Source organism: Brakhagea baltica, assembly GCF_052161605.1.
Classification (GTDB): domain Bacteria; phylum Planctomycetota; class Planctomycetia; order Pirellulales; family Pirellulaceae; genus JBKCUI01.
This window is the reverse complement of record NZ_CP197409.1, coordinates 5666275-5678680: the sequence shown is the minus strand read 5'-3', so window position 1 is coordinate 5678680 and position 12406 is coordinate 5666275. Positions and strand designations below refer to the sequence as shown.

General features: G+C 49.5%; 9 protein-coding genes. All 9 read right to left on the bottom strand.

The window, feature by feature from the left end; translation table 11 throughout:
- Positions 1-47 precede the first annotated feature (47 nt).
- Positions 48-2807, bottom strand: coding sequence for a carboxymuconolactone decarboxylase family protein (locus SH449x_RS22005; RefSeq protein WP_482378234.1), 2760 nt, complete (start codon positions 2805-2807; stop codon positions 48-50).
- A gap of 89 nt (positions 2808-2896) precedes the next feature.
- A complete protein-coding gene (locus SH449x_RS22000) occupies positions 2897-5428 on the bottom strand; it encodes a deiodinase family protein (RefSeq protein ID WP_482378233.1) in 2532 nt (843 codons plus the stop codon).
- A gap of 53 nt (positions 5429-5481) precedes the next feature.
- Entirely contained in the window at positions 5482-5865 is a 384-nt protein-coding gene (locus SH449x_RS21995) for a hypothetical protein (protein WP_482378232.1), read from the bottom strand.
- Positions 5866-5875: 10 nt separating this feature from the next.
- Complete coding sequence (locus SH449x_RS21990; protein ID WP_482378231.1) at positions 5876-6844, bottom strand: DUF1559 family PulG-like putative transporter; 969 nt, start codon at positions 6842-6844, stop codon at positions 5876-5878.
- A 176-nt stretch (positions 6845-7020) separates the two neighbouring features.
- The gene (locus SH449x_RS21985) at positions 7021-8442 is read right to left on the bottom strand and encodes a carboxymuconolactone decarboxylase family protein (RefSeq protein ID WP_482378230.1); all 1422 of its coding nucleotides are present in this window, start codon (positions 8440-8442) and stop codon (positions 7021-7023) included.
- A 111-nt stretch (positions 8443-8553) separates the two neighbouring features.
- Positions 8554-8955, bottom strand: coding sequence for a hypothetical protein (locus SH449x_RS21980; protein WP_482378229.1), 402 nt, complete (start codon positions 8953-8955; stop codon positions 8554-8556).
- Positions 8955-9932, bottom strand: coding sequence for a DUF1559 family PulG-like putative transporter (locus tag SH449x_RS21975; RefSeq protein ID WP_482378228.1), 978 nt, complete (start codon positions 9930-9932; stop codon positions 8955-8957). Before SH449x_RS21975 ends, SH449x_RS21980 begins: the two co-directional genes overlap by 1 nt.
- A gap of 356 nt (positions 9933-10288) precedes the next feature.
- Complete coding sequence (locus SH449x_RS21970) at positions 10289-10678, bottom strand: hypothetical protein (protein WP_482378227.1); 390 nt, start codon at positions 10676-10678, stop codon at positions 10289-10291.
- Positions 10679-10949: 271 nt separating this feature from the next.
- On the bottom strand, positions 10950-12191 hold the full coding sequence (locus tag SH449x_RS21965; RefSeq protein ID WP_482378226.1) for a peptidylprolyl isomerase: 1242 nt from the start codon (positions 12189-12191) through the stop codon (positions 10950-10952).
- Positions 12192-12406: the final 215 nt, after the last annotated feature.

The window sequence follows — 12406 nt, the reverse complement described above, 5'->3', positions numbered from 1 at the left end:
CACAACGATACCTATCATCCACTCCCTGCTTTTCTGCCCCTTTCGAACTACTCCCTGTCTGCTGGCAAATTGCTAGCTTCTGTAAATCGGTCAAACAACGAACGAATGGCGGTGAAATGAACCGTTTGAACGAACTCTCGCGGACCAGCCAAATCGATGGCATTTTGCGCCTCGAGATCGGTTAAGACGACAGGCGATGCAGCCAAGTTCTTCGCAACGGTAAGCAATGCCTTGTCGCGGGCGGTTAGGGTTTCCTCCGAATCCAATTGTTCAAAATTTTCAAGGAGAGTAATCTGTTCCCGCGTTTGCCCCATCCTGAGCAGCTTCGTATCCGCTTCTGACAATGAGTACCATGCCCCGTTTTGTCTTGCGATCACCCATGCCAAACGCGCACGCGTGAGGTCGCTCAAATCGAGGTCACTTTCTGCCGACAGAATCGAAGCAACTTGACGTTTGCCGGCCACTGGAAAATTGGCCAATAGTCTCATCCATTGCGGCGGATTCTTGGGAATAGATAGTTCACCAAAGGCTTCCCTCGTTTCTTCCTCCGTTCTGACAGCAAATCGTGGCGTTCTGTTTTTCACCATTTCAAGACCCGCTGAGGTCGAGGGGAGTTCACTGGCCTTTCGATCATTCCATTTCGTTACAACTGTGTCAGACGCGGAATCGTTCCCGTTACCTTCGATCACGATTGACGATCTATTCGCAAAGCTAGGACTGGTCTCCGTGAGATACGAATGCTCGCTAGTATTGCTAGCTCCAAAATTCCCCCCCGTTGTAGATTGCGGAACTCCGATCCCTTCTTTCCATCGGTTGATCGCGTTGTTTCCCGCGACTGACAAAATCATTTCGAGAATTGCCATGTCACCATAATGCTTGCGGCAAGCATCAATTTCGGCATCTGTAAGTCGTTGAGGTTCGAGAGTCAAGCGCCGAGCTAAAGCAAAAGCCGCTTGCTCACTCTCAGGGAACAGTGACCAATTGACGTCCAACGCCGCAATCAAATCATCTGTCATGCCTACTGCCAGCAATTTCGACTCTTGATGCCCCAAGCAATACTGACAGTTATTGGCTCTCGAAGCGATCCAGAACAATCGCGTTTTGAACTCATAATCCAAGGACAACATCGGATCCGGCTCTAAAAACGTTGGGGAGGTAGTTGACCCCGCGTTTGGAGTCCGGCTACCGCTGAAATTCAAATAGCTTCTTGCACTTGAAGAATTCCCGAGAAAAAACCGGTTCAAGCGAGACTCATACGTGGGATTTCGTCCATCGCTCAATGCTCTCTCTTCGTCGGAAACTGGAGGTAGTGAGACTCGCTCACGTCGACGTTTCATGTCTTCCAAATGCGATTTCATTGCGTCTCGATGCACCGGTGTAGGTCGAGGAGTGGCCGCAAGCTCATTCGTTTTCGGCGGAGCCATGTTGTAGTATTGGTAGAACGGATTGCCTGACTCGAGGGTAAGCTGAAACCCATTGCTTATACGAGTCATGTAGTTGTACCGGCTTGCATTCACAGCAATGAAGAAAGCTCTTTGGTCGCCGAAGCCTGCTCGGAGCTTATCCATGTCAGCTTTCGTGATTGAACCCGGCGAAAGGGTCAAGCGTCTTGCAAAGTCTAAGGCTTGTTGCTCATGGCTACTAAAATTGGACCAATCGTTCTCCGCGAGTTGTTGACTGATCTGACTAATTTTGCTTCGATCAAATCCAGCGACCTCCCAATTCATTTCGCAATGTCCCATGCAATAGGGACATTTCATAGCATCGGTGACCATCCAAAAAATGGAATTTCCAAATGCTCGATCCCAATTGGTCGAGATTTCCGACCCCGCCGTTCTCATATAGATTTCGAAGGGAACTGCCAGCTCGTGAGCATAGCCAAAAGCAACCTTGTACCAAACAATATCGCTTGCCACAGGCATGAGTCCATCTGGAAGTTTGCTGGCGAACTCTTGCCAATCAGGAACACGCAGCCGAGTTTTTCGTACTTTTTGGATTTGTAGCCTCTCCTGCAACTTCTCATAAGGGAGCCAAGTATATGACTCGCCATGTGCGATCAAATCTTGAGGTTTCGACTCCGGTGTTCCTATTTGTTTAGGCGTGTTCGGTGATGGAGCAATCGTTCTTTTTTCTAGGCTTTCTGGGGAAAATCTCACGTTCACTGGAGGAGTAAGATCGTTCTCGGTAGCCTCCAAACCAAGGCAAAGAATAAGGCGATCCTGGAAATTTGCGTAAGCCATATGTAGGACTATGGATGCCACCACACGATCACCTAGCTCCTTAGCTAAATAAGAAAACAGTTCGTCTGTTACACCATCAGAGTCGCGCGTCATACCATACGCAAATTCCAGAGCCGCTCGCTCTGTTGGACTCCATTTCGCCCGATCTCCTATTGTCAGTGACTCCCATTTATCTTGCGAGACTCCTGCTTGCATTGCATCATAGGCAGCAATTTTCATGGTATATTGACATCGATTGGCTTCTGCTGCGACCCAACGCATGGCCGCTCGAAGCTTATGATCGACGGGACCGCTCTGGCGTTGCGCATAATCGAGCTCGATAAACGCAGCAGCGGTGCGCGGCATCTCTCGTGCGATCATGCGGATCCATGAGGGTAACGTCGGACGGTCCGATCCGATTGGCTGGGGGAGAGTCTTCCAGCACTCTTCACTTGAGGGAGGTAAATCCCATCCGGTCAAGGTTGCTTCGTTGGCTTTGCAGACACGATGGTCCGGAGAAAGCATTAGTGTCCCCAAAAGCATTATCATGAAGGCGATGCCTGATCGATTGAAATTCAGAACGTTCATAAGTTAGATACCGTTTGGTGGAAGAGAAATACCTATGTAAGTAAAGGCCGATTGCATGATGGAAATACCCCGAACTCTCCATGCTGTCACTACTTTTGTGACTTGGCATAGTCAGCAAAAACGTTGTCAGATTCGAGCTGTAGCTGAAATCCATCGGACACCCGAGTCATATACAGACCTCTGCAAAGCCAAAAGAAGGTTGCCATAGCTTCCGTTTTGCCCAGGTCTTGTTCTAGTTGTTCGTATTCTGATTGGGTAAGTAACCAGGGAGTTGATGTCAGCTTGCGGGCGTATTGAAACGTTCGTTGTTCGGCTTCACTAAAATCGCTCCAGTCATCACTTGCGAGGGATCGAATTCGGTTCGCAATCTGAGCTTCGTCAAGTCCCGCTACCTCTAGGAGCATTTCACAATGCCCCATGCAATAATTGCAATTAACAGCACGCGTTTGAATCCAAAACAAACTCTCCTCCATAACACGGTCCTGAGGTGCCTCGGCCCACATGGTTCGTGTCGTAACACTCCAGGGAATTGCGAGCTCTGGGATGTATCCCATGCATACCAGATTCCAAACGATCCGAGTTGGCCTAGTAACGAAACCAGCCGGTAGCTTGCTCGCCACTTCATCCCAGCTTGGAGTTGGCAAACGTTGCACCCGATGCTTTTGATGCTCGAGCCTTTTGGTTAATTCCTCATAAGTCACTGTGGACCAATCGGGCTCTCGAAACCCGAGATCCCTACCCAGTCCTTTCGACTCCTTGAAATCATTACTCTTGGGAATTAATGGTTGTGTTTGAAACGTGCTTGGTTCAAACTTGACACTCAAGGGATGTAGAGCCTCTCGCCCTTCCATGGGGATGTTCAGACCGAGTAGTAACCGATCTTGGAAATTACCATATGCACCCAGTAAAACCATCGCAGCAACATTTTTTGCTCCGTGTTTTGTGAGCAACTTATGAAATAGGGAGTCCTCGATACGGGGTGCATCCATAGTGTGCAACTTTATGAACTGAAGTTCATCACAATCCTCCATTCCCCAGGTGGATTCGTCATCGGTCAGCGTGTCGAGTTCTTTTTGTTTACCACCCGCACGAACGAAATCAGAAAGGGCAGCTTGCTTGGAATACTCGCAGCGATTTAAAAAGGCGATCCAATAGCGAAGCTTGGCTCTGAGCTTTGCATCGATTGGATTCTTGGTTCGATGTGCATAGTCTAACTCTAGCAGGGCCGCTGTCGTCTTTGGTAGCGTATGGGCCATGACTATAGCCCAATTAGGCAAGTGAGATGCGTCCCGCTCTACTACCGGGGGTAGCAGATTCCATATTTCCTGGTCGTTGATTTCTTGGTCGATAGCATCGCGAGTAGGAGTATTCGTGGAAATCTCTTTCGCGTTTTTGGGTAAGTGTCGTTCGTGCTCGAGGAGTGACATTGCTAAGGCCTGCTCCAATTCCGGGGGCTTGAACCCGAAAGGACCGCGACCGCTCTTGTAAACGACTTTCCCATCTGGTGCGATAACATAGAGTCTAGCTGGCATACCACTATACGCATGCCCGGTTGGATCATTTACCTCGTCTACGACAACGGGTATCTTGGGATCCAATCGCTCGCAAAATTGCCCAGCAACCTTGTCGCGATCTTCGAAGGATGTTGGTTGAACAACCGAAACACCAACTCTCGTATTCGATTGCATCTTCCATCCATCATCCGGATGAGCTTCCCGAACATAGACCATGACAAAGTGTGCTCGGTCGCCGTACTTCTCAAATAGCCGTTCGACTGCCGGATAGTAGCTGCGAAACGGTCCGCAAGTAAAGTTACCGAGCACCAAAACGATCGGCTTGTCGCCGAGTAAGGACTTGAGTCGAATCGTTTCTTCACTCTTTACCTTTCGCAATTCAAATAGGGGAGCGCGATCACCAACCGAGGGACCTTCATACATGGAGCCTATTTCGCCGGAAAAAAAGCCCTTGAGTAAGACTTCTGGATTTGGAGCATCGCCAGGCATAAAGCCCGCCGAAAAACCCGACATAATACCTCGCGTAAATTCTTCCGTTGTTAGCTTGGTGCCATCCTGACTCTGCTCTCGAAAAAAACTTAACCAATCGTCCTCCGTGATAATACCTTTACCTTTTGGATCCATACGGCGAAAGACTCTCCCTAGCATATAGGTCATTTCGACATAGGGGTTCGAATCGCTCCAATCCAGATCGAATGGTTGAATCTGCCCGTCGCGATTGCGGTCCAAAACGTCGAATAGGTCTAGGTGGTTGGCAAAGTTTTCTTTCGCAAGAATCAGGACGTTGGAACCGTCTTCAGCTTTCTTGCCAAAATTTTCAACAAGCCAATCAAATGTGTACTTCGATTCGCTGCGTTTAAACCAGCCCTCACCTGCCCCCATTTGGGAACCAGAAAAAATCGCCGTAAACATCTGCGCCCCTTCCGGAGCCTCACCATCGGGGAACAATGCTCTCAGGTACTGCGCAAACGCTTCTCTCTGCGAGTCATCCAAAGACGGAATAGCAAAGGATTTCGATGGATTTCCCGAGGGATCATTCGCCTCTTGTCCCCATCCACGAAGGCCGATAATCGAGAACAGAAAAAGCGTTTGTGTTAAGATTTTCATTTTCATGACCTAGGAATACAATGCGATCTTCTCATGTTACAGTTCGTCGTTCTTTATTCAAACGCACGAAATACGGTCTGTGCCGGTGCTGTCCCCACAATGTAGTAAACCGTTTTTGGTTTTGTTGATCCGGCCAACATTAACTCTGCTCCAATTCGAAGATTGGCATCTTGAACAACGCCTTCATCAACGATCCGGTAGCTAACCAACTTTTGGTTTTGCATCCAATCAAAATCTTGCACCACAATTTTGTGTGGGGGGGCAGCCAAGCTAGTAATCTCCTCTCCATTCTTCCAACTCTCAAGAGTCGTCTTGAGTAATTCCTTCGCGAGATTTGCTTCCACTGGAGGGGCCATTTTTGGACTGAAATTGCAGCCACAAACAAAGATGAGATAAAACAGCCCCAAAAAACCCGACATATTCAAAGGACGCAACATGGTTTGCCTCCTAATTCGTTAAGGACGCAATCTCGCCACCATTCCGAGTCCCGATCGCTCTCCATGTAGAGGTGTCGATATTCGAGGTCACGAAGGTAACCGATCCATCAGCGAGCGCGACGTTTACTCCGCCAACATGCCGACTGGTCGCGGCCATGGTCGCCTTACCAACGACGAAGAATCCACACGAACGGCTATTGGGAGGGGAAACGTGCTGATATCGATGCTGATGGTGGAGCCAAGGAGCCCCCATGAACAACGGAAACTGATTTGCTAGATTTGTGATATCCACCCCCTGGCAAAGGGTGTGAGTCTCATCGCTCGTGGCAGGATTACCAGGATGAAAAAATACGTCTTCGAGAGGACTTATGATTCCATTGCTTCCATCCGACATGAGACGCTCGCTAAATAAAGCGGTCTGGCTCGTCCCGTCGGTAATGTCAGCGAATCGCACCGTCGTGTTGACGTAAAAAACTCCAGAGAACAACTGCGGTCCAGGGACGACAAAAAAAGGCATAGCACCTGTGTTCGACATGTAATTTGTGGGAGCCCCCAAGGATGGCATGGGATTCATTCTGGGCTCAGACGGACACAAAAAGGTGCTTATCTGCGTATTCCTGGCGTTCGCATTGGCATCATGTTGAACAGGGACCGACAAATCGATCATCGCGTAGACATTCCCTTGCTCGATAAACGGCAAGAGTTGTGCGAGTGCTGAAAACTGAGAGCCCGATGTCGCCGTTGGGGGCAAGCCGCCGCTGGGAAAGCGTTTGTAGGCGTCATGAAAATTGTGGGCGGCAAGGGCTAGTTGCTTGAGATTGTTTTGGCATTGTATTCGACGAGCCGCTTCTCTCGCGGATTGGACTGCCGGCAATAATAAACCGACCAGTATGCCGATGATGGCAATAACCACTAAGAGCTCGACGAGAGTGAATCCGGAAGAACGTGTTCGCCGCACAGCAAATTTGATGTAAGACATGATAGATGGTTTCTCATATTGATTGTTTTTATTCTGTAGTTCGCAAAATCGATCGGAGAGTTGCGTGAGACCGCTTTTCGCAGCCAGCACTTCGCCGGTAGATCGATATCCAAGAAGTGTGAATTACGCTGCTAATAAATCAAAACGCCAAAGCATGCGTGTCTTTTTACAAAGACTTACTCGACGGGTAGACCAACCGCTTCGGTCAACCTGTTGAAACTAGCTCGAGAGCAGATATAGCTTATGGCTTGAACGGTATCTCGCGGCCCAGCGCTCTTAACCGCCTCTGCTACTTGTTCCGTCGTAAGGATCACGGGAGATGCTGCGAGATTCTTTGCAAGGACATACAGTGATTGCTCGCGAGCAGGAAAATCCTCCAGATTTCCGTCTAAAGCAAAGATTTGGTCTTCCGATAACCCAAGCTCTTTCATGGTCTTCATCGCATGGGCCGCCGCATACCAGGCCCCATCTTGCCTCGCAGCAATCCACGCCAATTGCGCCTTGAGCAAAGCTGAGATATCTCCTCCCCTTTCGGCTGCAAGAATCGAGCTTACTCTCGACTTGCCCGCAAGCGGGAAGTTGGCCAAAAGGCGCGCCCAATTCGGCACATCTTCCGTTGTTGACGAAATATTCGGGAATAACTCCACCGTTTCCTTCTTAGAGATGAGTGGAATGCGAGCCTGACGTGTACTCGCACGAGCCAACTCCTTTAGGGTATCCTCACGGGACTCTAAAACTCGGCTCTCGGCTCGTGTTGGTAACAGATTGTCCCGGTCTATATCGATACCTGTCGTGTCAAACAAAGAGGAGATTCGAAATTCATACTCAGAAGAGGTCGGAGTCAAATAAGTACCTCGTGGAAGATTGGGGTTTGGCTCGCCCCGCCCCCCTCCCAAACTGGCCATGCGAGAGTAGCCACCTTCGTCTGCTCTTTGTGGGACGGCAACCGCTTCTTTCCAACGGTTGATAGAATTGTTACCACACATCGAAAGGATCATTTCCAAAATTTGCAAGTCAGTATAATGGCGTTGCAAGCTTTTGATGTCTTGGTCCGAGAGCAAGTATGGTTGGTTGGTAAACTTCTTAGCAAACTGAAATGCAACTCGTTTTCCCTCCGGTTGCTCTTTCCAGTCTCCGTCGAGTGATGCAATCTCATCCTCGGATTTCCCGGCCCCCAATAACTTGGATTCTTGGTGACCGATGCAATACTGGCAATTATTGACCCGAGACACGATCCAAAAGAGTTCCACCTTGAACGCGTTATCGAGAGAGAATGCGGGATCGGATTCCCTCGCTCGATTCGGTGTGGAATTTTGTTGTGGAGGAACAGCACTCCCTCGAGAGGCTTCTATGCCGTTCAGGTAATGATGTTTAAGCCGAGCCTCGTAACTGTCGGATTGTTGCCCCAAAGCAATTTTGTCTTCTTCGGTAAGCTCGGGAAGTGGTATTCTTGGTTCTCTCTGTTTTACGCTCTCGAGCCATTGCTTGAGCAAGGGACGAGTCAAGGGCGTGGGGCGTGGCACACCCTCGTCCCCGGCGATCCCTGTTTGACTGAACAGACCACTTATGATCAATGCTGTAATTATATTCTTTTGCATTTTGATTAGCACTTGGATTATAGAATTCGTTGGACAGGTACGTGCGTCCCCTCGTCCTGAAATTAGTCAGGCACAAGGGAATAGTGATTCGCAATCGATAGAATTGGCTACTTAACCGTCTTCTTTGATAAATGTGATGGCTGGAGTCGTGGTCACCAGATAATTGATGGTTCGGTCCACTTTCTTGCCAGCTTTGTCCTGGCATTGAAATCGAACCTGGAGCCGAACATTCGGTCCCAGCATCTCACCATCCCCGATGATCTCGTAGGAATCGAGAGTGTGGCCATTTTTCCAAAGGTCGATCACTGCATAGATCGGTGGAGATTGCTTCTGGAGCGAGTCCATCGTCCCACCACTCTTCCAAGATTCGAGAATCGTCGTAGCGACTTCCTTTGCTTTGGCGGGATCTGAATCCGCAACCTTGGGTGCACTGGAACAACCAAGTGCACCTATGAGCAAGAAACCTAAAATCCACAAAATACGCTCTCTGGATTTGGCAGTGCCTCGATGCATTAGTCAATCTCTCCAGTCAGAGTTTCGCCACCGTTGATGGAACCAAATGCTCTCCAAACATCCAAATTGATGTTCTGGTTGATAAACCCAACCGATCCATCGCAACGTCCTACTTGTACGCCGCCAGTGTGATAACTCTTGGCAGAGGTCGCGATTCGCTGTGGCGGGAACATGCACGATCGCCCGTTCGGTGGGGCTACGTGAAAGTAATTTGAGGCCGTGTGGCCTCCCAAAGTCCAAGGAGCCCCCACATTGCTATTGCCTTGAAAGCTCAAGTTGGTGATGTCGATTGCGTTACATTGCTGAACAGCTTCGTCAAGCGTATTGGGATAAGTTCCAGGCCGAAACGTGTCGGTTATCGAAGCAACTGCGTTGCTGAAATCCCCCAGACCATGCTCGCTTATCGCGGCGGTGTTCGAAAGGCCGTCGGTGATGCTGCCAAGCGATCGATAGCGGTCAGGAATCATCGGCCCGTTGGGTTCTGGCATACCAAAATTCGTGCCCCCTGGGGTCGTCGACGGCAAGCTGTTAAGAATCGTAGCCCCTTGGTTGGTACGATAGTTGGTTCCAGCCCAGCCGACAACCGGAATGATCTGAATCCGATCCGAGGGACAAAGAAGTGTAGGAATCTGAACACTTCGGGCTGCAGTATTGTTCACATGATTGGAGCTTACTGCAAAGTCGATCAGGTTGTAGGTGTTTGTCTGCTCCATAAAGGGAGCGATAGCAGCGAACGCCGAAAAGTTAGTTCCGGCGGTTCGGCCAGCAGGTAATCGCTTGAAAGCAGATTCGTAGTTGAGAACTGCTAAGCCGAGTTGCTTGATGTTATTGCCGCACTGCATGCGTCGTGCCGCTTCCCTGGCCGCTTGCACCGCAGGTAGTAGCAATCCGACCAAGATACCGATGATGGCGATGACGACGAGCAATTCAACGAGTGTAAAACCGCGACGGACACGAGCTAAAGTCTTATAGGACATAATGAAAACCCTCTGATAGGTTGATAAGTAATGATGGAGTCGACGTAAGAATGATTGATAAAAACCAAGGTTCATCCACGAATTGGTGTTCTTGAGCAGGCAGCATTCAGCCCACCTGCATGGAATTTGTCGAAAAAGAAGTCGCGTGAATACCGAGTTCCGTCAGAGCCGAGCGAGTCAAGACGCACGAGGCAATCTTCAAGACTTACCGGACAGAAAAACTCCGCTTTGAACATGGCGTGGCCGCATAGAACTCACTGCAAACGATTTACTCGTAGAAGGAGAGATCGATGTATTCCGCTGGAAAACGAAACATCGCAGCACAACGCGCAACACAAAACGCTCTGCGCGAGCGATTAAAGAATTGGCGGTTTCAGAGGGACGCCGTGAAACACAGAATTCGGCTCGGTCTGGATGACTAAACTCCATTCCTCTTTGTCCGACTCTTCCACGCTAAAATTGGGAGCCGTTGCCGCAGAAATTTCACGGACGGTGACTCGTAAGCTTAACGGATCAACAGGCAGTGGAGTTGGCGCACGATGGCATTCCCCGTTACGACAACGTTCCCCAGGATCACGGTTTAGCGGAGGATCGAATGGGTTATCACCCTTTCCGAACTGTTTATGCTCCAAGTAATCACCGCAACTCGCATGCCCTCGAGACGCCGACAATCCAACGACCAAAATCATCACCGCTAGCTTTGCAGCTATCAGTAGTAAGGTCGAGGGTTTCGAGGAGCGAGACATTGTGAGGCGATCGCCTGAACAGAAACAAGGAAAAGAAAAAAATCAAAACAGCGACTGAGTTCTTGCCTGCTGCGACTATCATCCGCAGACGCTGATTCCAAAGTATACGACAAGAAGCCCCATCCGTTCAATAGGCGATCTCCAAAAAAGTTGGATTCCTTCACCTACGCCCCATTTTTGGGCACAAAAGACCCCCTCTGACGCCGCCGCAGCTGAAAGCTGATGGATGATCGGGTAGCATCCTCGCTATCGGCCAACAAAACCAATCGGGCTATGGAGAATTTGTAAGGCCAAAAACTTTGCCAGACACAGGGGTCGGTTTGTAGTCGTGATTGCGTTTTCGAATCACTTTGGCGCTTATAATGATATCTGGTCGCTTTTTCGCTTCACGCTCCTCCTTGTTACCGAGATTAAGTTGTCGCAGGAGCCCGAGCGAGTCAATTCCTTCGACCACCCGACCAAATACGGTGTAATCTTCGTCGAGGTGAGGCAAATCGGTCTTCGCAATGTAAAACTGTGAACTCCCAGAATCGGGCAGAACGTTACCTTGGCCGTCGCCTCCGAGAGCGACTGCCAAGCTACCTCGAAAGTGAAAACGCTTGTTTGGCAAATCCGCTTCCCCCTTAAACGTGTAGCCAGCACTGCCAGAACCGTCCCCCTTTTCGCAACCTGTTTGAGCAACCAACCCTTTCTCGACGCGAAAAAATGGTTTGAGATCGTAGAACCTACGTTCAACAAGATAGATGAAACTGTTTACCGCTTCGGGGGCGTCGTCCTCGAACAATTCGATCTTCATGATTCCTTTAGTGGTTCGCAATTCAACGATTGGGTTGTCATCCCGCTCGCTATCCGCTTTTCTTCGATCTAGCTCCTGATTCCATTTGGCCTGTTGGTCAGGGAGTGCGGTCGCGAAACGCTCCTTGTTTTCATCCATGAGCCCTCGCGCTCGAAGTAGATCGAATAGTGAGCCGGCTTCGGTGTAGCGATTGTTTGCTAGGCATGCAGTGATACCCAAAAGCAAAACTTCTTCGGTTACAAGTGGCCCTTCAGTCGAAACGATAGCCATAAGAGGATCGACCCAACCATCAAACCGATCATGCTGCATGTCGAACAAAAATGCTTCCAGCACCGTTTGGCCCAAATTCCCATAAACTTCGGGGTTCGATGCATACAATTCCGCCCCTTTTTGTATCCAAGCTCTTTTGTTTTTTGCAGCGGTGGCGATTGTTTGATGCCACACTTCCTCGAGAGAGGTAATTTGGTCTGGCGTAAGTTTGTAAGCCAATATTTGTCGATTCCTGGCCGCTACCAAATCCGCCGACGACTCGTGAAATGCCTTCAAGACAGCACGGTACTCGATTGCCAAAGGGGTTTGATCGTCCTCTGACACAGTGCCGAACCCCATTTCTCTTGCGATCGATTCCGCACTATCCATCAGTTCTGACTCAGCCTTGATGATCATGCGTTGCTCGGGACTTAGGGGCCCTTTGGGCTTACCCTCTAAGTTCTTCATGAAATCGATCGGAGGGTTTTTTTGCCTTTCTCTGAGCTGTGGCTCAAGCGACTTGAAAATCTCTTCATTTAACCAAGGAATGTCCGGGCGGGGAGAGGTCCTGGGAGGTTCCTGGCCCAGTGCGTTATCTATCAAGTACGGGAATGAAAACGAGGACAAACTAAGTCCGAGCAAAAATGCTCTGGTAGCCATATTACAATTTCCTTGAGGAAACA